This window comes from Streptomyces aidingensis, assembly GCF_900112355.1.
GTDB lineage: Bacteria > Actinomycetota > Actinomycetes > Streptomycetales > Streptomycetaceae > Streptomyces > Streptomyces aidingensis.
Genome location: NZ_FOLM01000004.1, coordinates 276,881 through 301,297, shown reverse-complemented (window position 1 = coordinate 301,297; position 24,417 = coordinate 276,881). Strand labels below are relative to the sequence as shown.

Here is a 24,417-nt window from a genome sequence, read left to right as displayed (position 1 = left end):
CTTCCTGCGCGGCTCACAGCAGGGTGCGGGCCAGACCGATCACCACCGGGGCGACGCCGATCAGCAGGAACGCCGGGAGGAAGCACAGCCCCAGCGGCCCGGTCAGCCAGACACCCGCCCGCTGGGCCCGTATCCGGGCCGCCCGGACCCGGCGTCCGCGCTGCTCGGCCGCGGTGGCGGCGAGCGCCGCCACCGCCGGGACTCCGCCGCGCCCGGCCAGCTCCAGCCGGCGGGCCAGCGCCGCGGCACCCGGCAGACGGCCCAGCCGCCCCCACACCACGGCCGGATCGCCGCCCAGCCGCAGCTCGCCCGCGGCCCGCCGCAGCTCCCGGGCCAGCGGCCCGTCCAGCGCTCCGCCGACCACGGCGGCGGCTGCGGCCGGGCCCGCCCCGGCGGCCATGCAGGCCGCCAGCAGCTCGGCGGCCAGCGGCAACCGGGCGTCCGGCCGCGCCCGGCGCTCCGGGCCGGGACCGGGCCGGTCCGGGGCAGCCGGACGAGCGGCCGGGACGAGGCCGGGCAGCCGCGCCCGCACCCGCCGCCGGTGACGCACCGCGGACCACAGCCCGAGCAGCAGCACCACCAGCCCGCCCGAGGACACCGCCCGCAGCATCCATGGCCACACGGCGTCGGCCGTCACCGGGCCGCCCCCTCGGCCCGGCGGACGATGGCGGCCGACCAGGCGAGGCCGGCCCACTCCAGCAGCCCGCCCGCCACCAGGGCGGCCAGCCCTTCCGGGGTGTGCAGCAGCACCTGGAGCGGCGCCACCCCCATCCCGGCACCGAGCAGCAGCCCGGCGGCCGGCAGCAGGGCCAGCACCAGCACGGTGGCCCGGGGGCCCGCCAGCTGCGTCCGCAGGTCCTCCCGCTGGTCGCGTTCGGCACGCAGCGCCTCGGCCACCCGCTCCAGCCCGGCGGCCAGGGAGGCGCCGCTGTCCACCGCCACCTGCCAGCAGGCGGCGACCCCGCGCAGCCCGTCCGCGCCGGGCAGTCCGGCCGCCGCGCGGAGGGCCTCCGGCACATTGCCGCCGTAGCGGGCGGCGGCCAGGATCCCGGCCGCGGCCTCTTCGCCCAGCCCCGGCACCCCCGCGGCCAGCAGTGCCCGCTCCGGCGGGCGCCCGGCCAGCACCTCGCCGGCCAGCGCTCCGCACAGGGCGATCACCGCCTCGGCGCGGCGCTCCGCCCGGCGCCGGGCGGCCCGGCGGCGCCGGACCCGCACCGCGGGGACGGTGACCAGCAGGCCGGTCAGCAGCGGCAGCGGCGATCTCCCGGCCAGCGCCGGGACGCCGCCCAGCAGCAGGCATCCGGCGGCCACCACGCTGTCCGGAACGGACCAGCGGCGCGTCAGCCGCCGCAGCGGCGGCCCGGCGGCGCGCAGCGGGCGCCGCCGGGCGGCCCGCCCCGGGGCGGGCCCGGGGGCGGGCGGCAGCAGCAGCCGTACCCGCCGCCGCGGTGGCCCGGCGACCGCCAGCCAGCCCGCCACTCCGGCGCACAGCCCGGCCAGGGCCGGCAGCGCGGTCCCGGTCGTGGCTCCGGCCGCAGCGGCCGGGACCGCGCCGGCCAGCACGGTCATCACGGGGCCGCTCATCGCCCACACCCCCGCGCCGCCCGGCTCCGGACGGGCACCGGAAGCGGCACGGCGCCCGGCGGGCTCCCGGCACCGCCCGGCCGCGGCGCCCGGCGGTGCCGGGGCGGCGGGTGGTGGCGGCGGGCAGCGGCCGGGGAGGGACCGGCGGTCATGGAGACTCCTTTCTGAGATACCGGCGGGGGCAGGCCGGCCGGGTGCCGGCCGGGCAGCGGCAGGGACGGCCCGGCGGGCGGGACGGCCGGCCGCGGCGGCGGTGCCGCTGCCCGCCGCGGCCGTGGCGCTCCGGCGGGGGCGGGGCGGCGGTCGGCGCGACGGTCACAGTGCGGCCTCCAGCCGCGGCCAGCCGGCTTCCTCGACGAAGCCGTCCGGGGACCAGCGGGCCGCCGGAACGGTCGTGACCAGACCCTCGGCCGTCCGTTCCAGCACCCGGATCTCGGCGATCCGGCGCCGTCCGGTCGCCCGGTCCCGGGCGAGATGGACGACGAGGGACAGAGCGGCGGCGAGCTGGCTGTGCAGGGCGGCCCTGGGCAGTCCCGCGGCCACCGCCAGCGCCTCCAGCCGGGCCGGGACATCGGCGGCGGCATTGGCGTGCAGGGTCCCGCAGCCGCCCTCATGGCCCGTGTTGAGGGCGGCCAGCAGCTCGCGCACCTCCTCGCCCCGGCATTCGCCGATCACCAGCCGGTCCGGCCGCATCCGCAGCGCCTGGCGGACCAGTTCCCGCAGCCCGATCTCCCCGGCGCCCTCCTGGTTCGCCGGGCGGCTCTCCAGCCGCACCACATGGGGGTGGCTTGGCCGCAGCTCGGCGGAGTCCTCCACCAGGACGATGCGCTCGCCGGGATCGGCCTCGCCGAGCAGGGTGGCCAGCAGGGTGCTCTTCCCGGTGCCGGTGCCGCCGCTGATCAGAAAGGACAGCCGGGCCCGCAGCACCGCGCGCAGCAGCCGCGCGCCACCGGGCGGCACGGTGCCGGCCGCGGTGAGCTCCTCCAGGGTGAACGCGCGGGGCCGCACCACCCGCAGGGACAGATAGGGGAAGCCGCTCGCCGCCAGCGGCGGCAGTACGGCATGCATGCGGGTGCCGTCCGGCAGTCTGGCGTCGGCCCAGGGCCGGGCGTCGTCCAGCCGCCGGCCCGCGACCGCGGCCATGCGCTGCGCCAGACGGCGGACCTCTTCGGGTCCGGCGAAGCGGATTCCGGTGCGTTCCACGCCCCGGCCGCGGTCCACCCACACCTGGTCGGGGCCGTTCACCAGCACATCGGTGATCTCCGGGTCGGCCAGCAGCGGCTGCAGCGGTCCGGCGCCGACGAGTTCGAAGCGCAGTTCGCGGGCCGCGGAGAGCACGGCGGCGTCGCCGAGCAGCCGGTCCTGCCCGCGCAGCGCGGAGGCGACCCGGGCCGGGGTGGGTTCCGCCTCGTCCTCCACCAGCCTGCGGCGCACCCGGTCGAGGAGTTCGGCGGCCCCGGCCATGGTGCGGGCGCCGGGCCGCGGCGGACGGTGCCCGGTGCTCATGACCGCTCCTCCTTGCCCGGTGCGGAGGGAACGGCGGGCAGCACGTTGCCCAGCAGGGCGGTGCAGAACGCGGCGAGCGGGGAGCCGCGGTCGGCGCCCGGCGGCTCGCCCGCGTCACCGGCGGCCAGCCCCGGCTCCTCGGGCAGCTCCCCGGCCAGCGGCAGGCCCAGCAGCGCGGCCAGCTCCGGCCCGGCCAGGCCGGCGCCCTGGCGCGACGGTTCGCGGGCCACCACCCGCAGATCGCGGATCAGCGCGCCGGAGGTGTCGGTGACCCGCCGGGCGGCGGCCACCGCGCGCAGTTCGCCCGGGACCACCAGCAGGCCCAGATCCACCCTGCCCAGCGCCTCGACGGTGGGCTCGTCCAGGGTGCGCGGCAGATCCAGCACGACCAGCCCGCCGCGCCGCCGGGCGGCGGTCAGCACGGAGCGCATGGCCGCCCCGGGCAGCGGTTCGTCGCCCGGGGAACGGTCCCAGCTCAGCAGGGAGAGGCCGCGCGGATGCGGCAGTGCCTCGTCCAGCGCGCCGGCCGGGAGCCGCCCGCGGGCCGCGGCCAGGGCGGGCCAGCGCAGGCCGGGCGCGCGTTCCGCGCCGAGCAGCACATCCAGCCCGCCGCCCAGCGGATCGGCGTCGACCAGCATGGTGTGGTGGCCGGCCCGGGCCGCGGCCACCGCCAGCGCGCAGGCCAGGGTGGAGGCCCCGGCCCCGCCCCGGCCGCCGAGCACCCCGAGGACCAGCGCCGGGCCGTGCTCGGGCTCCAGGGCGTCGGCGATGCGCTCGGCGAGCCAGGGCTCGTCGTCGGGCAGATGCAGGACATGTTCCACGCCGAGGGCGACGCCGCGCGCCCAGACGGTGTGGTCGTCCAGATCGCGGCCGATGAGCAGCACCCCGGCGCGCCGGGCGGGCGGCCCGGCCCCGGGGACGGCGGCCCGGCCGGCCCAGTCGTCCCCGGCGAGCACCAGTGCGGCGCGCTCCCACTGGGCGGCCGGCACCGTGGTGCCGTGCACCACCTCGGCCTCGGCGCCGGCCGCGGCGCAGAGCCGGAGCAGGTCGTCCAGGAGTTCGTCGTGCTCGGTCAGGATCAGCACGGGTGCGGTAGCGGCGGTGGTGGCCGGTGCGGAAGAGGTGGTCGCCGAATGCGTCATTGCGGTCCCCCCGTGTTCGGGCATGCGTGATGGGTGGTGACGGCCCGGCGTGGCCGGTCGTCGTGGCAACCACGGTGGCGCATTCCGGAAGACCTTGGTGATCTTGGACGGAATCTGTGGATAACCCTCAGCCTGTGGAAAACCCCGTCACTCACACGGGTGAAGTCGGGCATCCGGCCGTGGATTTCTCGCACAGCAGTGCAACCATCACCGTCGGTCACTCGTCTGTTTGATGAGAAGTACGGCCGGAAGGGGAAGCGAAGAGGAACCGAAGGGGAAGCGAAGAGGAAGCGAGACGGATCCGGGCGGCTCCCGGCCACGGGCCGGAGGAAGGCGGCGACAGGCCGGGAACGCAGCGCGAAGAACCGCGAAGAACCGCGAAGAGCACGGCGGGAGCCGCCGGGCGTATGGCCCCGGACATGCGACGACCCCCGCCGGGGGGGAGAGCGGGGGTCGTCTTTCACGGGCCGACTCGGGGGGGAGGAGTCGGGCCGCGTCAGCACGGTCGCGAACGATCCGTGACTTCCATGGTGTACCCGAGAGCCCTCTCAGGCAAACCCACGCGCCCTAGCGTACGCCGAATGGCTGGCGTTTATGCTCGGGCGCGTGGAAATTCCGCCGCAGCCTCGTACGGCCGCCTTCTTCGACCTGGACAAAACGGTCATTGCCAAGTCCAGCACACTTACTTTCGGCCGGTCCTTCTACCAGGGCGGACTGATGAACCGGCGCGCCGTGCTGCGCACCGCCTACGCCCAGTTCGTCTTCCTGCTCGGCGGCACCGACCACGACCAGATGGAGCGGCTCCGCCAGTATCTTTCCGCGCTCTGCAAGGGCTGGAGCGTGCAGCAGGTCAAGGAGATCGTGGCCGAGACCCTGCACGAGATCATCGACCCGATCATCTACGACGAGGCCGCCTCGCTCATCGAGCAGCACCACGCCGCGGGCCGGGATGTGGTGATCGTGAGCAGTTCCGGGGCGGAAGTGGTGGAGCCGATCGGCGAGCTGCTCGGCGCCGACCGGGTGGTGGCCACCAGGATGGTGGTCGCCGACGGCCGCTACACCGGTGAGGTGGAGTACTACGCCTATGGCCCCACCAAGGCCGAGGCCATCCGGGAACTGGCCGAAGACGAGGGCTACGACCTGGACCGCTGCTACGCCTACAGCGACTCGGTCACCGATCTGCCGATGCTGGAGACCGTCGGCCACCCGCACGCGGTCAATCCGGACCGCGGGCTGCGCCGGGAGGCCGCGGCCCGGGACTGGCCGGTGCTGACCTTCAGCCGCCCGGTGCGGCTGAGGCAGCGGCTGCCCGCGCTGCCGCCCCGGCCGGCCCTGGCGGCCGGGGCCGCGGTGCTGGCGGCGGCCTGCGCGGCCGGTCTGGTCTGGTACGCCGGGCGGCGCCGGCGGCGGCACGCACTCATGGCGCGGACCGCCGCGGGGCACACCGCGGCGGCGAACGGTATCTCGCTGTTTGCCGCCTAAAGTAAATTTTTGTCGCCCGGCTTCCGGTTTGCCGGATTCGGCGGTACAAAGGAGTCAACGGCCCGCGAGACCAGCGGTATCCGGGAGGATCACCGTGTTACTTGTGGCCCCACGGACCGGAAACATGAAAACCGGGTACCCACGCGTAGCCGACCCGCGATACGGGCCCAGCCGCAGGCAGGAACCGGGCAAAGACCCCGTCCTGATCGGCGATTGAGGTTGCACGCATGATCACCCGGCGGACATGTGGTGGCGGCGCTCCCGCACAGGGGGCGCCGTCGCGTGTCCGGCCGGTCAGGCGGCGCCCCGCTGAAGCGCCTCGCAGACCGCCACCGACTCCCGCACGCCCAGCTCCACCGCCTGCCCGCAGTGTGCGATCCAGGCGCCGACCCCCTCGGCGGTGCCGGCCGCATAGCCGCGCAGCGCCGCCGCATACGCCTCCCGGCCCAGTTCGGCCAGGCCGACCTCGGCCGGCGCCACCGCCTTGGGGTCCAGCCCGCCGCCGGTCAGCACGATCCGCTGGGCGGCCCGCGCCACCAGGCCGTTGTGCGTGCAAAACGGCCGCAGGGCCAGCAGTTCGCCGTGCACCACCGCGGCCGTGACCAGCGCCGGGACCGGCGGACCGGCCGCCGCGAGCGCCACATCCTTGAGCCCGTCCAGCCGCACCGCCAGCGCGGCGGCGTCCGGCAGCGGCAGCCCGGCGGCGATGCCGTCCGCCCCGTCGTCGGTGACCGGCTCGCCCGCCCGGCGCGGCCGGCCCACCCGGTCGCCGGCCGGGGCCGAGGGGCCGCCCGCCGCGACCAGATGCAGCCGGGCCAGCGCGCGCAGCGGCGAGACGCGCCACACGTCCCGCAGTTCGGCGGCCTCGGCGGTCACCCGCAGCCCCGCGCCCACCGTGCGGGCCTCGCCCCCGGAGCCGAAGTCGCTGCGGCGGCGCACCTCCTCCAGCGCCCAGTCGGCACCGGCCAGCGCCGCCGTGGCGCGGGCGCCGCGCAGGGCGGCCTCGGCGCTGATCTCGGAGCTGCGGCGGCGCATCACCCGGTGGCCGTAGAGCCGGTCCACGGCGGCGCGCAGCGACTCCACGGCACCGGCCACCCCGGGCAGTCCGGCCAGTGCGGACAGCGCACGCAGCGCCTCGGCGGACGCGGCGGACGCGGCGGGCCCGGGGGCGGCGGTCTCCCGCCGGGGTTCGCCGGCAGGATGGTTGGCGGCGTTCATGGCTTCGCACCCTATGCCACCGCCCGGCCCCCGGCGCGCCCCCGCCCCGGTCCGGCACCACCGCCGCCGGCCACTACCCTGTTGCTCATGAAAATCGCTTTCGTTGGCAAGGGCGGCAGCGGCAAGACCACGCTGTCCGCCCTCTTCGTCCGGCATTTGGCCGCCGCCGGGGTCCCGGTCACGGCGGTGGACGCGGACATCAACCAGCATCTCGGCCCGGCCCTCGGCCTGACGGAGGAACAGGCGGCGGCGCTGCCCCCGCTGGCCGGCCGGCTGCCGCTGATCAAGGAGTATCTGCGCGGCGACAATCCCCGGATCCCCTCCGCCGACGCGATGATCAAGACCACCCCGCCCGGCTCCGGCTCCCGGCTGCTGCGTCTGGACCGGCCCAACCCGGTGTTCGACGCCTGTGCCCGCACGGTGCGGCTGGACGGCGGCGCCGGCGGCGAGGTACGGCTGCTGGCCACCGGCACCTTCACCGAGGACGATCTCGGCGTCTCCTGCTACCACAGCAAGACCGGCGCGCTGGAGCTGTGCCTGAACCATCTGGTGGACGGCCGCGGGGAGTATCTGGTCGCCGACATGACGGCGGGCAGCGACAGCTTCGGCTCGGGCCTGTTCAGCCGCTTCGATCTGACCTTCCTGGTCGCCGAGCCGACCCGCAAGGGGGTCGCCGTCTACCGCCAGTACCGGGACTATGCCCGGGAGTTCGGGGTGGCGCTGCGGGTGGTCGGCAACAAGGTGCAGGGCGAGGAGGACGAGGAGTTCCTGCGCGAGGAGGTGGGTGACGACCTGCTGCTGACCTTCGGTCACTCCCCCTGGGTGCGGGCCCTGGAGCGCGGCCGGTCCCGCCCGTTCGCCGAGCTGGAGGAGCCGGGGCGGGCGGCGCTGCGGCTGCTGCACCAGGCCGCGGACGCCGCCCACCCGCGGCGCGACTGGGAGCGCTACACCGAGCTGATGCACCACTTCCATCTCAAGAACGCGGAGAGCTGGGGCAACGCGCGCGCCGGGGCCGATCTGGCGGCCCAGATCGACCCCGGTTTCGTGCTGCGCGAGGACGGGACGGCGGAGCCGGCCGGGCGGGCGGCCGTTCCGCAGCCCGCCTGAGCGGCGTCGGCCTCAGGCCCCGGCGCCGTCCCCGCCGGGGTCCCGTTCCGTGCCCGCGGTCTCCCCGGCGGTGGCGGCGTCGGTGGCCGCGCCGCCCAGGAAGGTCTCCCAGCCCCCGGCCGGGGCCTGCCCCACGTCCAGGGTGCGCAGCTTGTCCAGCACCGCCGGGTCCTGCGCGTCCAGCCAGTCGACCAACTGCCGGAAGGAGACGCACTGCACGTCGTCGCGCGGGCAGACCTCGGCGACGACCTCCTCGATGGCCTCCATGTAGATGCCGCCGTTCCACTGGTTGAAGTGGTTTCCGATGATCAGCGGAGCCCGGTTGCCGTGGTACGCCCGTTCGAAGCCGGCCAGCAGCCCGTCGCGCATCTGCTGCCGCCAGTGCGGGTACATGGCCGGATCGCCGTCCGGGCCGCCGGACTGGTTGACCATGAAGTTGTAGTCCATGGCGAGCGTTTCGAAGGACCAGCCCGGCACCGGCACCTGCTGGAGCGGGATGTCCCAGACACCCTCCCGCCGGGACGGCCAGACCTGCCGGCCGTTGCCGCTGGAGTCGTAGCGGAAGCCCATGTCGGCGGCGACCGCCAGCAGACTCTCCTGCCCCTCCAGGCAGGGGGTACGGCCGCCGACCAGCTCCTGTTCGTAGTCGAACGGCAGCGGCTCCCGGTCCGTCCAGCCGGTGGTGGTGCGCCAGTTCTGCACCATCCACTTGGCCTGCTCGGTCTCGCTGCGCCAGTCCTCCGGGCTCCAGGAGTCCACGCCGGTGGGGCCGCAGAAGTGCCCGTTGAAGTGGGTGCCGATCTCGCTGCCGTCCAGCCAGGCGCCGCGCAACTGCTCCAGGGTGGCGGCGATGTTCTCGTCCTTGAGGTAGCCGATGTCGGCGGCGCCGGGCTCCCTGCCGGGCGGCCGGTAGAGGTGCGCCTTGTCCTCCGGCAGCAGATAGAGGCCGGTGAGGAAGTAGGTCATGTGCGCGTCGTTCTCCCGGGCCACCTCGCGGAAGTGGGAGAACAGCTTGTTGCCGTCCTCGCCCGCGCCGTCCCAGGAGAAGACGACGAACTGCGGCGGCGCCTCGCCGGGGGACAGCGCGGCCACCTCGGGCTGACGGGGCTGCGGGCCGGTGACCGAGGTGGAGCCGTCCCCGATGAGCTGCGGCTCCTGCTCGGCGCCCTCGGGTGCGCCCGCACCCTCCTCCTGCCCCTTCTCCTTCTCCTTCTCCTGCCCCTCCTGTTCCCGCTGGCGGTCCGCGGAGCCGGATTCACCGACCGGCCCGCCGTCGTAGGTGCGGCCCGAACAGGCCGCCAGGGAGAACGCGAACACACCCGTCGCCGCGATCGCCGTCAGCCGGCGCCGGCGGGCCGCCCGCGCCCCTGGATTCCTCTGTCTGCCGCGTCCGGCCGGTCTCCGTTGTCCCGCCATGTGCTGCTCCCACCCGTTGTCCGTGTGGCCTGATGCCGGTACCCGGCGGACATGAGGGATCCGGCGGATCAGGAAGCGGCGACCCTACCAGAACTTGTCCGATTTACGGCTTAACAGGTTTTAGTACCGGCACCGCTACGGTGCCCCTTGCCCACTAGGAGGCGTTTGTACGACAAGCGGTTTCAACTACTTTTCACCCGATGGTTGGAAACCGGGCACCGCGGGACGGTCCGGACTAGTGCGGATCTTTACTCGGCATTACTCTTCGTTTACCGAGGCTTTGAGTAGTCATGAAGGCACTCTCCGTAGTCCTCCCTGGGAGACGGAGGTGCCCGCAAGCCTGCTGGCCGACCGCACCGGTGCCGCCTCGCGCCCGTGCCCGACGGACGGAGACGGAAATGTCCGCCTGCGCCCCCACGACCGATCCCCGCCGCCCCGGGCTCCCCCACCGGCCGCGGCTCTTCCCGCACCGGTCCGATGTGTCCGCGTCCCTCTCGGTCTTCCTGATCGCCCTGCCGCTCTCCCTGGGCATCGCCCTGGCCACCGGCGCCCCGCTCCAGGCCGGGCTGGTGGCGGCGGCGGTCGGCGGGATCGTGGCAGGTGCGCTGGCCGGGGCGCCGCTGGTGGTGAGCGGCCCCACGGCAGGCCAGACGGTGATCACCGCCGAGCTGATCCACAGCTACGGCTGGCGCGTGACCTGCGCCATCACCGTGCTGGCCGGCCTGGTGCAGATCCTGCTCTCGGTCCTCCGGGTGGCGCGCTTCACCCTGGCGGTCAGCCCGGCCATCGTGCACGGCCTGCTGGCCGGCATCGGCGTCACCATCGCCGTCGCCCAGGTGCACATCGTGCTCGGCGGCGCGCCGCAGAGCGCCGTGCTCCAGAATCTCGCCGAACTGCCGCGCCAGCTCGCCGCCTTCGACGGCGCCGCGGTGACCGTCGGCGCGCTGACCGTGGCCGTGCTGCTGCTCTGGCTCCGGCTGCCCGGCCGGGCCGGCGCCCGGATCCGGCGCGCCGTGCCGGCCGCCCTGGCCGCGGTGGTGGTGGCCACCGTGACCACGGTGCTGGCCTTCCCCGGGCTGCCCCGGGTGGATCTGCCCTCCTGGGACAGTCATGCGCTGGCCGGGCTGCCCGAGGGGCCGGTGCTCGGCCTGATCGCCGCGGTGATCACGGTCACCCTGGTGGCCAGCACCGAATCGCTGATCTCCGCGGTCGCGGTGGACAAGCTGGCCGCCGCCCGGCGCCAGGCGGGCGGTCCGGCCGTGCCGCGCGCCGATCTGGACCGCGAGCTGCGGGCCCAGGGTGCCGCCAACATGGTCTCCGGCACACTGGGCGGTCTCCCGGTGACGGGGGTGGCGGTGCGCAGTGCCGCCAATGTGGCGGCCGGGGCGGTCAGCCGGATGTCCACCGTGCTGCACGGCTGCTGGGTGCTGCTGGTCACCGGGCTGCTGGTCGGGCTGCTGGAGCAGATCCCGATGCCGGCGCTGGCCGCGCTGGTCATGGTGGTGGGCGTGCAGATGGTCAACCGCACCCATATCCGCAGCGTCACCCGGCACCGGGAGGCGGTGGTCTATGCGGCCACCCTCGCCGGGGTGGTGCTGCTGGGCGTGCTGGAGGGGGTGGGCATCGGCATCGCGGTGGCGATCGCGGTGGCGCTGCACCGCCTCACCCACACCCGGTTCACCCACCGCACCGAGGCCGACGGCGGCCACCGCATCCAGGTGGACGGCCCGCTGACCTTCCTGGCGGTGCCCCGGCTCAGCCGGGTGCTGGGCGAGGTGCCGGAGGGCACCGGGGTCACCGTGGAGCTGCACGGGACCTTCATGGACCACGCCGCCTACGAGACGCTGCACGAGTGGCGAGCCGCGCACACCGCGCACGGCGGCCGGGTGGACATCACCGGCCGCACCTCCTCGGGGACGGCGGACGGCCGCCCGGGCACCCGCCCCGGGGCCGACGGAAATGTGCGGCCCTGGCTGCCCTGGCGCAACTACCAGGATCCCGCCGTGCAGGAGACGGCCGCCGGGGGGCCGCCGCCGCGCTCCGGCCGCCGTCCGCCCGGCGCGGCCGGAGGGCCCGACGGCCCGGGCGCGGCGGACGGCGCGGGCGCGGCGGACGGCGCGGGCGCGGCGGACGGCGCGGGCGCGGCGGACGGCGCGGGCACCCCGGGGGTCCCGGGGGACCGGCTGCTGACGGGCGTGCGGGCGTTCCAGCGGGTCACCGCGCCGCTGATGCGGGAGGAGCTGTCCCGGCTGGCGCGGGAGGGGCAGCGTCCGGACCAGCTCTTTCTCACCTGCGCCGACTCCCGGCTGGTGACCAGCATGATCACCTCCAGCGGCCCGGGCGATCTGTTCACCGTGCGCAATGTGGGCAATCTGGTGCCGCTGCCCGGTACCGAACTGGCCGAGACCTCGGTGGCGGCGGCCATCGAGTACGCGGTGACGGTGCTGCGGGTGGGCACCATCACGGTCTGCGGCCACTCGGGCTGCGGTGCCATGCAGGCGCTGCATGCCGGGGCCGGCGCCGAGGCGGCGGGCCCGGGGAGCTCGCTGGAGCGGTGGCTGCGCAACGGGCTGCCCAGTCTGGCCCGGCTGGCCGATCCGGCCGCCCGGCCCCGGCTCGAGGGCCGGGAGACCGGGGACGAACTGGAGGCGCTCTGCCTGGCCAATGTGATCACCCAGCTCGGGCATCTGGCGCTGCACGAGTGCGTGGCCCGGCGGCTGGCCGAGGGGACTCTGGTCCTGCGCGGCATGTACTTCCACGTGGGCGAGGCGCAGACCTATGTACTGGAGTCCCGGGAGGCGCCGGCGGACGCGGCGCCGGTCTTCCATCCGGTCCGTCCCGAGGTGCTGACCAGGTGATTTTTTCCGCCGTCGGCCGTTCGGCGCGCAACCTTGCCGTTCGGCGCGCCGTTCCGGCCGTTCACCCGGAATAGGTCTATACCAGTTGCCCGGAAGCCCTTGTCAAAGGCCGACCGGGCTGATGAGGTGTGCCGTGGGACACCGCTGTCACAAGGGAGCATGTCGTGAGCAACGAAAGCCTGGCCAACCTCCTGTCCGAGAACCGGAGGTTCGCCCCGCCCGCCGAACTCGCCGCCCGGGCCAATGTGACCGCCAGTGCCTATGGCGAGGCCGCCGCGGACCGGCTCGCGTTCTGGGCCGCGCAGGCCCGCCGGCTCACCTGGGAGACCGAGCCGACGCAGACGCTCGACTGGTCCCGTCCGCCGTTCGCCAAGTGGTTCGCCGACGGCACCCTCAACGTCGCCTACAACTGCGTGGACCGCCATGTGGAGAGCGGCCACGGCGACCGGGTGGCCCTGTACTTCGAGGGCGAGCCGGGCGACACCCGCACCCTGACCTACGCCGACCTCAAGCGCGAGGTGTCCAAGGCCGCGCACGCGCTGACCGAGCTCGGGGTCCGGGCCGGGGACCGGGTGGCCATCTACATGCCGATGATCCCGGAGACCGCGGTGGCCATGCTGGCCTGCGCCCGGATCGGCGCCCCGCACTCGGTGGTCTTCGGCGGCTTCTCCGCCGACGCCCTGGCCACCCGGATCGAGGACGCCGACGCCCGCGTGGTGATCACCGCGGACGGCGGCTACCGCCGCGGCAAGCCCAGCGGGCTCAAGGGCGCGGTCGACGAGGCGCTGACCCGCCCCGGCACCGAGAACGTGCGCAGCGTGCTGGTGGTGCGCCGCACCGGCCAGGAGGTGGGCTGGACTGCGGGCCGGGACGTCTGGTGGCACGAGCTGGTGGACCGGCAGAGCGAGGAGCACAGCCCGCAGGCGTTCCCCGCCGAGCACCCGCTGTTCATCCTCTACACCTCGGGCACCACCGGAAAGCCCAAGGGCATCCTGCACACCTCCGGCGGCTACCTCACCCAGACCGCCTTCACCCACCACTCGGTCTTCGACCTCAAGCCGGAGACCGACATCTACTGGTGCACCGCGGACGTCGGCTGGGTCACCGGCCACTCCTACATCGTCTACGGCCCGCTGGCCAACGGCGCCACCGGCGTGATGTACGAGGGCACCCCGGACACCCCGCACCGCGGGCGCTGGTGGGAGATCGTGCAGAAATACGGTGTCACCCTGATCTACACCGCGCCCACCGCCATCCGCACCTGCATGAAGTGGGGCGACGACATCCCGGCCCGGTTCGATCTCTCCTCGCTGCGCATCCTCGGCTCGGTCGGCGAGCCGATCAACCCCGAGGCCTGGATCTGGTACCGGGAGAACATCGGCGGCGGCCGTACCCCGGTGGTGGACACCTGGTGGCAGACCGAGACGGGCGCCATGATGATCAGTCCGCTCCCGGGTGTCACCGAGGCCAAGCCCGGCTCGGCCCAGGTGCCGCTGCCCGGCATCTCCGCCACCGTGGTGGACGACGAGGGCCGGGAGGTGCCCGACGGCAGCGGCGGCTATCTGGTGCTCACCGAGCCCTGGCCGTCCATGCTGCGCACCATCTGGGGCGACGACCAGCGCTTCCTGGACACCTACTGGTCCCGCTTCGAGGGCCGCTACTTCGCCGGTGACGGCGCCAAGAAGGACGACGACGGCGACATCTGGCTGCTCGGCCGGGTGGACGACGTGATGCTGGTCTCCGGGCACAACATCTCCACCACCGAGGTGGAGTCGGCGCTGGTCTCCCACCCCAAGGTGGCCGAGGCCGCGGTGGTCGGCGCCACCGACCCCACCACCGGCCAGGCCATCTGCGCCTTCGTCATCCTGCGCGGCAATGTCGCCGAGGACGAAAGCCTGGCGGAGGAGCTGCGCTCCCATGTGGCCAAGGAGCTGGGCCCGATCGCCAAGCCCAAGCGCATCCTGCCGGTGGCCGAGCTGCCCAAGACCCGGTCCGGCAAGATCATGCGGCGGCTGCTGCGCGATGTGGCGGAGAACCGCGCGCTGGGCGATGTGACCACCCTGACCGACTCCTCGGTGATGGATCTGATCCAGGCCAAGCTCCCCGCCGCCGCGGCCGAGGACTGAGCCCCGCGGCAGGGCGGAACACCGGACGCCGAGCGCGGGTTCCGGGGCGAGGGCCCCGGAACCCGCGCTCCGTTGTGCCGCGCCGCAAAGGGCCGCCGCCCGGCCGGGCGTGGTAAGGGTGACAGGGGTGACAAGGACGGGGGTGCCGCTTCCGCTGACGCGCCGCCGCCCTCGCACCGTCCCGAGTAGTGTCCTGTCTGACGGTCATGACGCCTCGGGGGTCCCGGGCCGGGTCCCACGCCTGCGCAGACCGCGTCCGGCCCGGCCGGCGACCGGCCCGCACGCACGGAAGGGAAGAGGAACACGCGATGAGCGCAGCCGACGAGGGCCGCAGCCTGGGCACACTGGTGGCCACCGCCCGCAATGAGGCCGGTGCACTGATGCGCGACGAGATCGCCCTGATCAAGGCGGATCTCCAGCGCGACGCCAAACTCCGCACCATTCCGATGCTGGCCCTGCTGACCGCCGGGCTGCTGGCCCTGTTCGCCTTCCTGGCCCTCACCCTCGGCCTGGCCTACTGGCTGCACGCCTGGTGGGGGGTGCCCCTGGCGATCGCCTTCACCATCACCGGCGGGCTGTATCTGCTGCTGGCCGGCGCACTGGTGGCCTTCGCCGGGCGGGCCTTCAAGACCATGCCCAAGGCCGATGTGACCGCCTCGGTCAAGGAATCGGTCTCCGCCGTCCTCACCGCCCTCAAGGCGCATCCCGACGGCAGCGGCGGTGCCGGCCGGTGAACGGAACCGAGAACGCCGGGGCCCGCGGCACCGTGGTGCGCCGCGACGGCCCCTGGACGCACCGCGATGTCGCCGCCAACGGCGCCCGGTTCCACATCGCCGAGATGGGCGACGGCCCGCTGGTCCTGCTGGTGCACGGCTTCCCGCAGTTCTGGTGGACCTGGCGGCACCAGCTTCCGGCCCTGGCCGAGGCCGGTTACCGGGCGGTGGCCATGGATCTGCGCGGCACCGGCGGCAGCGACCGCACCCCCCGCGGCTACGATCCGGTCAATCTGGCGCTGGACATCACCGGCGTGATCCGCACCCTGGGCGAACCGGACGCCGCGCTGGTCGGCCACGACCTCGGCGGCTATCTGGCCTGGACCGCCGCGGTGCTGCGGCCCAAGCTGGTGCGCCGGCTGGCGGTCGCCTCCATGCCGCATCCGCGCCACTGGCGGGCCTCGCTGCTGCGCGACCCCCGGCAGACCGCGGCCGGCGCCTACATCTGGGGCTTCCAGCGCCCCTGGCTGCCCGAGCGCAAGCTCCAGGCCGACAATGCGGCGGCGGTGGCCGGGCTGCTGCGGGAGTGGTCGGGGCCGCGCCGGCCCGACCCGGCGGACCTGGAGGTCTACCGGCGGGCGATGTCCATCCCGTCCACCGCGCACTGCTCCATCGAGCCCTACCGCTGGCTGGTGCGTTCCCTGCTGCGGCCGGACGGCATACAGTTCAACCGGCGGATGCGCCGCCCGGTGCAGGTGCCGACGCTGCATCTGCACGGCGCGCTGGATCCGGTCATCCGCACCCGGTCCACGGCCGGCTCGGGGGAGTATGTGGAGGCCCCCTACCGCTGGCGGCTGTTCGAGGGCCTGGGCCACTATCCGCAGGAGGAGGGCCCGCTCACCTTCTCCGCCGAACTGATCGACTGGCTGCGCGACCCCGAACCCGACCGCTGACACCCGGAACCCGGCCGCCGCACCCGGCGCCCCGGCACTTCCGGCCTTGTGCTCCCCGCTTATGACCGGTGGCCACACGTATCGGCGGGACTATTGCGGCGGTGATCGCCACATGTGCCCGGCGCATAGGCCGATTTCGCTCCCTCCGCGGCGGTTACCGACCTTGAGCCCCGGGCAGGGACGTGGGTATGAGCTGGACGCACGACTTCCGTGACGTGACAGGCGGTCGTGGCGGCAAGGGCGCCGCCGGCCGCGCACAGGGAGCCACCCGGACGGGTGGCGTCAGCCGGCTCCATGCCGGTGCCCGCCAGATCGGCTTTCCGCAGATTCTGCGCCGACGAGCGCGCTGGGTGGGCACCCGGCTGCGCCATCCGCGCGGCTGAGCCGCGCCGGGCGCCGCAGCCCCGCCCGCACCCCGGCCCGCACACGAGCCCGCACACGAGCCCGCACACCAGCACCGCGCCGCACCCCCGCCGCCGCGGCTAGATGGCGCAGTTCTGGCTGTCCACCGGCTGCTCGGCGGCGGCGCCGCGGGTCACCGTGTCCCACACCTCGTCGTTGGTGAGCGCATAGCCGGTGTCCGGATCGTCCAGCGACTTGGCGAAGACCACCCCGATCACCTCGCCCTGCGGGCTGAGCAGCGGACCGCCCGAATTGCCCTGCCGGACGGTGGCGTACAGCGAGTAGACATCGCGCTGCACCGTGCCCCTGCGGTAGATGTCCGGGCCGTTGGCCTGGATGCGCTCGCGCACCCGGGCCGAGCGCACATCGAACGGCCCGCTCTCCGGGAAGCCGGCCACGATGGCGCCGTCCCCGGAGACCGCGTCGTCCTCGGCGAACGGCAGCGGAGCCGCATCGAGCTGCGGCACATACAGCACGGCGATGTCCCGTTCCCAGTCGTAGAGCACCACCCGGGCGTCGTAGAGCCGTCCCTCGCCGCCGATCTGCACGGCGGGCTCGTCCACCCCGCCGACCACATGGGCGTTGGTCATCACCCGCTGCGGCGCGAACACGAAGCCGGTGCCCTCCAGCACCTTGCCGCAGCCGGGCGCGGTGCCGCTCACCCTGACGACGGACTCCCGGGCCCGTACCACCGCCGGGCTGTTCACCAGCTCCGGGTCCGGGGCCGGCACATCGGTGATCGGCTCCTGGGTGAACGGTGTGAAGACCTGCGGGAAGCCGTGCTGGGCCAGTACCGAGGAGAAGTCGGAGAACCAGGTGTCGGCCTCGGCCGGCAGCACCTGCGAGACCCCCTGGAGGACCTTGGAGCCGCGCACCTCCCGGCCCACCGTGGGCAGGGTGGTGGTGGCCAGGGCCGAGCCGATCAGCCAGGCGACCAGCAGCATCGCCAGCACATTGACCAGCGCGCCGCCGGTGGCGTCCAGCGCCTGCGCCGGGGACCAGGTGATGTGCCGGCGGAGCAGGTTGCCGAGATGGGTGGTGAGTGCCTGGCCCACCGAGGCCAGCACGATCACCACGGCCACCGCGGCGATCACCCCGGCGCCGCCGGGCTCGGCACCGTCCGTCGCCCAGTTCCATACCACCGGCATCAGCCAGATCGCCAGCAGCCCGCCCCCGATGAACCCGACCACCGACAGCACGCCCACCACAAAGCCCTGGCGGTAGCCGACGAACGCGAACCACAGGGCGGCGAGCAGCAGCAGGACGTCCAGGGTGTTCATGGTGGTCACCGTCTCATGCCCGGCCGGAGGCGCCGTCGAGGGGAAGTTCACGGCCGGCGTCCCAGGGACGTTCCCAGCCGGCGAAGTGCAGGATGCGGTCGATCACGCCGGCCGTGAAGCCCCACACCAGGGTGGCGCCGACCTGGAAGCAGGGGCCGCGGTAGCCGCTGGGGTGCAGGGCGGTGCCGCGCCGGGCCGGATCGGTGAGATGCGCCACCGGCACGGTGAACACCCGCGCGGTCTCCCGCAGATCCACCGGGGCGACCGGGGAGGGCTCCCGCCACCAGCCGAGCACCGGGGTGACCACGAAGTCGCTGAACGGAATGTAGAGGCGGGGCAGGGTGCCGAAGACCTGCACGCCGGCCGGGTCCAGGCCGGTCTCCTCCTCGGCCTCGCGCAGCGCGGCGCGCAGCGGGCCGTCGCCCAGCGGATCGCCGTCCTCCGGGTCCAGACCGCCGCCGGGGAAGGAGGGCTGGCCGGCGTGCTGGCGCAGGCTGGTGGCGCGCTCGATCAGCAGCAGCTCCGGGCCCTGCGCGCCCTCGCCGAACAGGACCAGGACGGCGGACGGACGGCCGCCGGACGGGGGTGGCAGAAAGCGGCTGAGCTGGGCGGGGCGGACGGTGCGGGCGGCGTCCCGGACCGGGAGGAGCCAGTTGGGCAGTCCCTCGTCGGTGACGGTGACCGTCGCGGCGGCCGGCGGCGGCTTCCGTGCCGACGCGGACCCGAACGCTGACGCGGACGCCGATGCAGACGCAGACGCGGACGCCGGTGCGGGCGGAGCGGCACGGCCGTTCCCGCGGCCCGGAGCCGTGGGCGGCACCCCCCGCCCGCTCATGCGTCCCGCGCCGGGGCCGCCGCGTCCGAGGCGGGCGCGGCCTCGGGCGGCATGGGCACCGCGGGCTCGCCGGGGTAGTCCGGCGGCGGCTTGAGCCGCTGGCCGGGACGGCCGCCCATCTCGTACTTCAGCAGCTTCTTCGCCTTGGCCGGGTCGGTCTCGCCCTCGCCGAAGGAGGGGCAGACCGCGGCGATCGGGCAGGCCCCGCAGGCCGGTCTGCGGGCGTGGCAGATCCGCCGGCCGTGGAAGATCGTCCGGTGCGAGAAGTCCGTCCATTCCTTCCTGGGGATCAGATCGGCGATCTCCGCCTCCACCCGGTCGGGGTCGGTCTGCTCGGTGAGCCGCCAGCGGCGCACCAGCCGGCCGAAGTGGGTGTCCACGGTCAGGCCGGGTACGCCGAAAGCGTTGCCCAGCACCACGAAGGCCGTCTTGCGGCCCACGCCGGGCAGCTTCACCAGTTCCTCCAGCCTGCCCGGCACCTGACCGCCGTAGTCGTCGCGCAGCCGGGCGGACAGGCCGAGCAGGGAGCGGGCCTTGGCGCGGAAGAAGCCGGTTGGGCGGAGGATCTCCTCCAGTTCCGCCGGGTCGGCGGCGGCCATGGCGGCCGGGTCCGGGTAGGCGGCGAACAGCGCCGGAGTGGTCAGATTGACCCGCAGATCGGTGGTCTGGGCCGAGAGCACGGTGGCGACCAGCAACTGAAAGGGGTTCTCGAAGTCGAGTTCCGGATGGGCGTAGTAGTACACCTCGCCCAGCTCACGGTTGATCCGGCGGGCGCGCCGCACCCGGGACAGCCGGCTCTCCGGCCCGGCGGCCGGCTTGCGCGTCCGGCCGGAGGCGGAACCGCCGGCCGGACGGGACGGAGCCGCCGAGGCCGAACCACTTCGCCTACCCGGCCGGGCGCGCTTCACGCCCGCGCCTCGCCGCTGTTCGCCCTCAGCGGAATTCGGCTCTTCTCGCACCCGCCCAGCCCTCTCTTCCTCCAGTGTTCATCGGGTCGTTGACCACCCGGCCAGCGTAAATCGACACGCCTCCGTTCGCGCCGCACAGCACCTGATCCAAGCCCAAACGGCCCCCTGACGTGATACGGCGTGGGTGAGTACGTCAAACTTGTGACTGATAGCACTGCTGTGGAGTCCGGCCCGGTATGCGGGAGATCCGCCGGCCGGGCGGGCGACCGCCGACAGGGAGAGAGATTCTCGTGGACGACGTGCTGCGCCGCGCCCCGCTTTTCGCGGCGCTCGATGACGAGCAGGCCGCAGAGCTGCGCGCCTCCATGACCGAGCACACGCTCACCCGCGGGGAGGCCCTCTTCCACGAGGGCGACCCGGGCGACCGGCTGTATGTCGTCACGGAGGGCAAGGTCAAACTGCACCGCGCCTCGGCGGACGGCCGGGAGAACATGCTGGCGGTGCTCGGCCCCGGCGAGCTGCTCGGCGAGCTCTCCCTCTTCGACCCCGGCCCGCGGACGGCCACGGCGACCGCGCTGACCGAGTGCCGGCTGCTGGGGCTGGGCCACGGCGATCTCCAGCCCTGGCTGAATGTGCGGCCCGAGGTGGCGGGCGCGCTGCTGCGGGCCATGGCGCGGCGGCTGCGGCGGACCAACGACTCCATGTCCGACCTGGTGTTCTCGGATGTGCCGGGCCGGGTGGCCAAGGCGCTGCTGGATCTGTCGCGGCGGTTCGGCGTGCAGTCCGAGGAGGGCATCCATGTGGTGCACGACCTGACCCAGGAGGAGCTGGCCCAGCTGGTGGGCGCCTCCCGGGAGACGGTGAACAAGGCACTGGCCGACTTCAGCGCCCGCGGCTGGCTGCGGCTGGAGGCCCGCGCGGTGATCCTGCTGGACATCGAACGGCTGGCCCGCCGCAGCCGCTGACCGCTGCGCGTGCGCGCTGCGGGCGGCGCTCACCCTGCCGACGGCGCGAAGCTCGCCGCGCGGCCGGAGGCAGAGCACGGGAATGCCGCACCGCACGCCCCCGCGGGCGCGCGGCCTGTGAATGCTAGATCAGGCCGTGGTCACGGAGGTAGTCGAGCTGGGCGCGGACGGACTGCTCGGCCGCCGGCCACAGCGCCCGGTCCACGTCCGCGTAGACCCGGGCGACCACCTCGGCCGGGGTGCGCAGTCCGTTCTCCACGGCCGTCTCCACCTGCGCCAGCCGCTTGGCGCGGTGCACCAGGTAGTAGTCGACGGCGCCCTGGGCGTCCTGGAGCACCGGGCCGTGCCCTGGCAGTACCGTGGCCACCCCGTCGTCCACGGTGAGCGAGCGGAGCCGCCGCAGCGAGTCCAGATAGTCGCCCAGGTCCCCTTCCGGATGGCTGACCATGGTGGTGCCCCGGCCCAGCACGGTGTCGCCGGTCAGCACCGCCCGGTCCGCGGGCAGATGGAAGGAGAGCGAGTCGGCGGTGTGCCCGGGGGTGGGCACCACCCGCAGCTCCAGCCCGTCGGTCTCCAGCACGTCCCCGGCGGCCAGCCCTTCGTCCCCGAGCCGCAGCGCCGGGTCCAGGGCGCGCACCGCCGAGCCGGTCAGCTCGGCGAACCGGGCGGCGCCCGCGGCATGGTCCGGGTGGCCGTGGGTGAGCAGGGTGAGCGCCACCCGCCGGCCGGCGCGCCGCACGGCCTCGGTGACCCGCCGCAGATGCCCCTCGTCCGCCGGGCCCGGATCGATCACCACGGCGGAACGCGCGTCGGGTTCGGCCACGATCCAGGTGTTGGTGCCGTCCAGCGTCATGGGCGACGGGTTGGGCGCCAGCACGCACACCGCCCGTTCGGTGGCGGGGCCGTCGATGGCCCCGATCCGGGGGCGTCCCGGCAGTGCTCTGGCCTCGCTCATGACCGCGGTCCCCTCGCTTCGCTCTCGCTCTCCCCGGTGACGGCGCCGGTGCGCCCGATGCGGTACTCGAACTCGTCGTGGCCGGGCCAGCTCACCACCAGTTCCTCCGTCCCGCCGCCGGCCGGCCGCACCCGGGCCAGCACCGGCTCGGCCGCCGCCGCGGGCCGGGCGGCGGCGTCGGCCAGCGCCCCGGCCACCTCGCGGTGGCGGGCCAGGCGGCGCAGGGTGGCCACGGTCGGCGGCATCATCAGCATCCCGCCCGCGCGGTAGCCGCGCAGCGCGGCGGCCGGGGAGAGCCAGACCGAGCGGTCCGATTCGGTGGACGCCTGCCGGGTGCGCTGGCCGGCGGGCAGCGCGGCGACGAAGAACCAGGTGTCGTAGCGGCGTTCCTCGAACTCCGGGGTGATCCAGCGCGCCCAGCCGCCCAGCAGATCGGTGCGCATGGCCAGCCGGCGGCGGAGCAGGAACTCCCCGAAGGACAGCTCACGGGAGACCAGGGCCAGCCGGTCGGCCTCCCACTCGGCCCCCGAGGTGTCCGGCACGATTCCGGGGGCGACGCCGGCGGCGGTCCCGGCCGGTCCGGCCGGTCCGGCCAGCAGGACGCCGGCCTCCTCGAAGGTCTCCCGGACCACCGCGCACAGGATGGCGCGGGCCGACGCCGGGTCGGTGCCGAGCCGGCGGGCCCACTCGGCCGGGCCCGGGCCGGCCCACAGCCGGGGCGGCACCGCCTCGTCGCGCGGGTCCACCCCGCCGCCCGGGTAGGCGTAGGCGCCGCCGGCGAAGGCCATGGATGTCCGGCGCCGGATCAGATGCACCTCCAGACCGCCGTCTTCGCCGCCCGGCCGGGCGGGCGCGTCCCGCAGCAGCAGCACGGTGGCGGCGCGCCGGGGCGTCACCGGCACCAGTTCCCCGCGGTGCAGCGCGCGGATGCGTTCCGGCCAGTCCGGCGGCAGCCACCGCCCGCGCGCGGATTCCGTGCTCCGTCCCATTGACCGGATGCTACGCGCCGGGCCCACGGCCCGCGCTCCCGGGCGCCGGGGGCGGACCGGAAATCCGGCTGCGCCGACGCTACCTGCTGTGCTGGGATGTACACCCTGAGCGACGCACGTCGCCCCGCGGCGGACCGCACTGCGCGGACCGCCGCGGCACAGTGGCGGACTCCCGGGAGGTGATGCCCGCATGCCCCTGCCGAAACGGCCGCGGTCACTCCTGCGCACCATGCTGCGGCCCCGGCGTTCCCGGCGGCGCCCGCCGGCGGACCCGGAGTTCGTGTCCGAGTCCGAGCGGCTGCTGTTCGGCGGCCGGCTCCGCTACGACATGGGCTGGTCCCGGCATCTCGACGCCCAGGCCGAGCTCACGCTGCGCGCCACCCTGGTGCGGCTGCCGCAGATGGTGGCCATGAGTGTCAGGCTGGCCTGGTCCGCGGACCGGCACGCCACCTGGACGGTGGCCGCCGCCGAGATCCTGCGCGGCATCTGCCAGGCGGTGCTGCTGCTGGGGGTGCAGGCGGTGCTCACCGAGGTGCTGGCCGACGAGGACGTCACCGCCGGGCTGCGGGCCGCGCTGCCCGCCATGCTGCTGATGACGGCCGCCGCCGGGGCCGCCGCGGTGCTGGGCGCGGTGTCCACCTATGCCGACGGCACGCTGCGTCCCAAGGTGGAGCGGGTGGCCCGGGAGCGCTATCCGGAGCGGGCGCTGCGGGTGGAGCTGGCGGCGATCGAGGACCACGCCTTCCACAAGCTGCTGGAATCCGCCCAGTACGGCGCCTCCTCGGCGCGCGAGATGATCGGGCACGGCACCCGGGTGGTCTCCGGGCTGCTCTCGCTGACCGCCGTCGGCGGCGTGCTGGCCGTGCTGCATCCGCTGCTGCTGCCGATGCTGCTGGTGATGACGCTGCCCAGCGCCTGGGCGACGCTGACCATCGCACGCCGCCGGTACTCCTCGTACCACGAGTGGGTCCAGCACACCCGGGCGGCGCACGAGATCTCCCGGCTGATCATCGAGGAGGACGCGGCGGCCGAGGTGCGGGTGCACGGCGTGGGCCCGTTTCTGCTGCACCACTTCCGGGCGATGTCCCAGTCGTACGAGGGCGAGCAGGAGCGGCTGGCCCGGCAGGCGGCGGGCACCCGGCTGATCGCCTCCACCCTGACCGGCGCCACCGCCCTGGCCACCTATCTGGTGCTGGGCGGCCTGCTGTGGACGGGGATGATGGCGGTGGCCGCGGCCGGCGCCGCGGTGGTCGCCATCCGCACCGGCACCGCGTCCCTGGACGCCCTGTTCCAGCAGGTCAACAGCATGCACGAGGACAGCCTCTTCGTGACGGACCTGCATCGGGCGATCGACACCGCCACCGGGCGGGAGATCCCGGAGGGCGGCAGCCCGCTGCCGGAGGACCCGGAGGCGATCACGGTGGAGGGGGTGACCTTCGCCTTTCCCGGCACCGAGACCGGTCCGGCGCTGCGGGATGTCTCGCTCGCCATCCCCATGGGCAGGGTCACCGCCCTGGTCGGGGAGAACGGCTCGGGCAAGACCACCCTGGTCAAGCTGGTGTGCGGGCTGTACCAGCCGCAGTCCGGGCGGATTCTCTTCGGCGGCCAGGACATCGCAGGGGCCGACCGGGCGGCGCTGTTCTCCCGGTTCGCCGTGGTCGGCCAGGACTTCTACCGCTGGCCGTTCACCGCGGGCGTCAATGTGGCGGTGGGGCGGGCGGAGGCACCGCTCACCGAGGAGCGGCTGGACCGGGCGGCCGGGGTGGCCGAGGCCGGTCCGCTGATCGACGGGCTGCCGCAGCGCTGGTCCACCCTGCTCTCCCGGATCTTCCAGCGCGGGCACCAGCTCTCCGGCGGCCAGTGGCAGAAGCTGGGCATCGCCCGAAGCCGTGCGCGAACAACGTCATGGTTTGTGGAGGGCATCAATATCTCCTGCGGCCTGGACGGACTGGAGAAGCTCTTCGGCGGTGTAGAACCG

At 74.6% G+C, this 24,417-nt stretch carries 20 protein-coding genes; 9 read left to right on the top strand and 11 right to left on the bottom strand.

The window, feature by feature from the left end; translation table 11 throughout:
- Positions 1–13: 13 nt before the first annotated feature.
- From BM242_RS30115 to ssd, 4 genes are all read right to left on the bottom strand, one after another.
- Positions 14–637: a type II secretion system F family protein gene (locus BM242_RS30115; RefSeq protein WP_245833970.1), complete on the bottom strand. Its 624-nt coding sequence runs from the start codon at positions 635–637 to the stop codon at positions 14–16.
- Positions 634–1,584, bottom strand: coding sequence for a type II secretion system F family protein (locus tag BM242_RS10770; protein ID WP_245833969.1), 951 nt, complete (start codon positions 1,582–1,584; stop codon positions 634–636). The genes BM242_RS30115 and BM242_RS10770 overlap by 4 nt, the downstream gene beginning before the upstream one ends.
- Before the next feature lie 315 nt (positions 1,585–1,899).
- Positions 1,900–3,090, bottom strand: coding sequence for a TadA family conjugal transfer-associated ATPase (locus tag BM242_RS10765; protein ID WP_245833968.1), 1,191 nt, complete (start codon positions 3,088–3,090; stop codon positions 1,900–1,902).
- Positions 3,087–4,232 carry a septum site-determining protein Ssd gene (gene ssd, locus BM242_RS10760; protein WP_093838515.1) on the bottom strand — a complete coding sequence of 382 codons (1,146 nt, stop codon included), beginning with the start codon at positions 4,230–4,232 and terminating at the stop codon, positions 3,087–3,089. Before ssd ends, BM242_RS10765 begins: the two co-directional genes overlap by 4 nt.
- A gap of 594 nt (positions 4,233–4,826) precedes the next feature.
- Between ssd and BM242_RS10755 the strand changes: the two genes are divergently transcribed.
- The gene (locus BM242_RS10755) at positions 4,827–5,714 is read left to right on the top strand and encodes an HAD family hydrolase (RefSeq protein WP_093838514.1); all 888 of its coding nucleotides are present in this window, start codon (positions 4,827–4,829) and stop codon (positions 5,712–5,714) included.
- A gap of 294 nt (positions 5,715–6,008) precedes the next feature.
- Here BM242_RS10755 and BM242_RS10750 read toward each other — a convergent pair whose 3' ends face one another.
- Positions 6,009–6,932 (bottom strand): Fic family protein, encoded by a 924-nt coding sequence (locus BM242_RS10750; RefSeq protein ID WP_245833967.1) that lies wholly within the window; start codon positions 6,930–6,932, stop codon positions 6,009–6,011.
- A gap of 87 nt (positions 6,933–7,019) precedes the next feature.
- Between BM242_RS10750 and BM242_RS10745 the strand changes: the two genes are divergently transcribed.
- Positions 7,020–8,039, top strand: coding sequence for an ATP-binding protein (locus BM242_RS10745; RefSeq protein WP_093838513.1), 1,020 nt, complete (start codon positions 7,020–7,022; stop codon positions 8,037–8,039).
- A 12-nt stretch (positions 8,040–8,051) separates the two neighbouring features.
- Here BM242_RS10745 and BM242_RS10740 read toward each other — a convergent pair whose 3' ends face one another.
- Entirely contained in the window at positions 8,052–9,356 is a 1,305-nt protein-coding gene (locus tag BM242_RS10740; protein ID WP_175541353.1) for a polysaccharide deacetylase family protein, read from the bottom strand.
- 497 nt (positions 9,357–9,853) lie between these two features.
- Here BM242_RS10740 and BM242_RS10735 point away from each other — a divergent pair, with 497 nt between their 5' ends.
- From BM242_RS10735 to BM242_RS10715, 5 genes are all read left to right on the top strand, one after another.
- Positions 9,854–12,313, top strand: coding sequence for a bifunctional SulP family inorganic anion transporter/carbonic anhydrase (locus BM242_RS10735; protein ID WP_093838512.1), 2,460 nt, complete (start codon positions 9,854–9,856; stop codon positions 12,311–12,313).
- A 164-nt stretch (positions 12,314–12,477) separates the two neighbouring features.
- Positions 12,478–14,439: an acetate--CoA ligase gene (acs, locus tag BM242_RS10730; protein WP_093838511.1), complete on the top strand. Its 1,962-nt coding sequence runs from the start codon at positions 12,478–12,480 to the stop codon at positions 14,437–14,439.
- Between the two features lie 308 nt (positions 14,440–14,747).
- Entirely contained in the window at positions 14,748–15,173 is a 426-nt protein-coding gene (locus tag BM242_RS10725) for a phage holin family protein (RefSeq protein ID WP_093838510.1), read from the top strand.
- The gene (locus tag BM242_RS10720) at positions 15,170–16,105 is read left to right on the top strand and encodes an alpha/beta fold hydrolase (protein WP_093838509.1); all 936 of its coding nucleotides are present in this window, start codon (positions 15,170–15,172) and stop codon (positions 16,103–16,105) included. Before BM242_RS10725 ends, BM242_RS10720 begins: the two co-directional genes overlap by 4 nt.
- 188 nt (positions 16,106–16,293) lie before the next feature.
- Positions 16,294–16,488, top strand: coding sequence for a hypothetical protein (locus BM242_RS10715; protein WP_093838508.1), 195 nt, complete (start codon positions 16,294–16,296; stop codon positions 16,486–16,488).
- Positions 16,489–16,587: 99 nt separating this feature from the next.
- Here the strand turns inward: BM242_RS10715 and BM242_RS10710 are convergent, their stop codons facing one another.
- The 3 genes from BM242_RS10710 to nth form a co-directional block, all read right to left on the bottom strand.
- On the bottom strand, positions 16,588–17,787 hold the full coding sequence (locus BM242_RS10710) for a MarP family serine protease (RefSeq protein WP_093838592.1): 1,200 nt from the start codon (positions 17,785–17,787) through the stop codon (positions 16,588–16,590).
- Between the two features lie 13 nt (positions 17,788–17,800).
- The gene (locus BM242_RS10705) at positions 17,801–18,448 is read right to left on the bottom strand and encodes an NUDIX hydrolase (protein ID WP_245833986.1); all 648 of its coding nucleotides are present in this window, start codon (positions 18,446–18,448) and stop codon (positions 17,801–17,803) included.
- A gap of 170 nt (positions 18,449–18,618) precedes the next feature.
- A complete protein-coding gene (nth, locus tag BM242_RS10700; RefSeq protein ID WP_093838506.1) occupies positions 18,619–19,530 on the bottom strand; it encodes an endonuclease III in 912 nt (303 codons plus the stop codon).
- Positions 19,531–19,820: 290 nt separating this feature from the next.
- Between nth and BM242_RS10695 the strand changes: the two genes are divergently transcribed.
- On the top strand, positions 19,821–20,495 hold the full coding sequence (locus BM242_RS10695) for a Crp/Fnr family transcriptional regulator (RefSeq protein ID WP_093838505.1): 675 nt from the start codon (positions 19,821–19,823) through the stop codon (positions 20,493–20,495).
- A gap of 124 nt (positions 20,496–20,619) precedes the next feature.
- Here BM242_RS10695 and BM242_RS10690 read toward each other — a convergent pair whose 3' ends face one another.
- Both BM242_RS10690 and BM242_RS10685 read right to left on the bottom strand, forming a co-directional pair.
- Positions 20,620–21,450: an MBL fold metallo-hydrolase gene (locus BM242_RS10690; protein WP_093838504.1), complete on the bottom strand. Its 831-nt coding sequence runs from the start codon at positions 21,448–21,450 to the stop codon at positions 20,620–20,622.
- The gene (locus tag BM242_RS10685) at positions 21,447–22,439 is read right to left on the bottom strand and encodes an NUDIX hydrolase (RefSeq protein WP_245833966.1); all 993 of its coding nucleotides are present in this window, start codon (positions 22,437–22,439) and stop codon (positions 21,447–21,449) included. Before BM242_RS10685 ends, BM242_RS10690 begins: the two co-directional genes overlap by 4 nt.
- A 190-nt stretch (positions 22,440–22,629) precedes the next feature.
- On the opposite strand from BM242_RS10685, the gene BM242_RS10680 reads away from it, so the two are divergent.
- Positions 22,630–24,417 (top strand): ATP-binding cassette domain-containing protein (locus tag BM242_RS10680; RefSeq protein ID WP_245833965.1); only part of this gene is annotated, 1,788 nt, incomplete at its 3' end.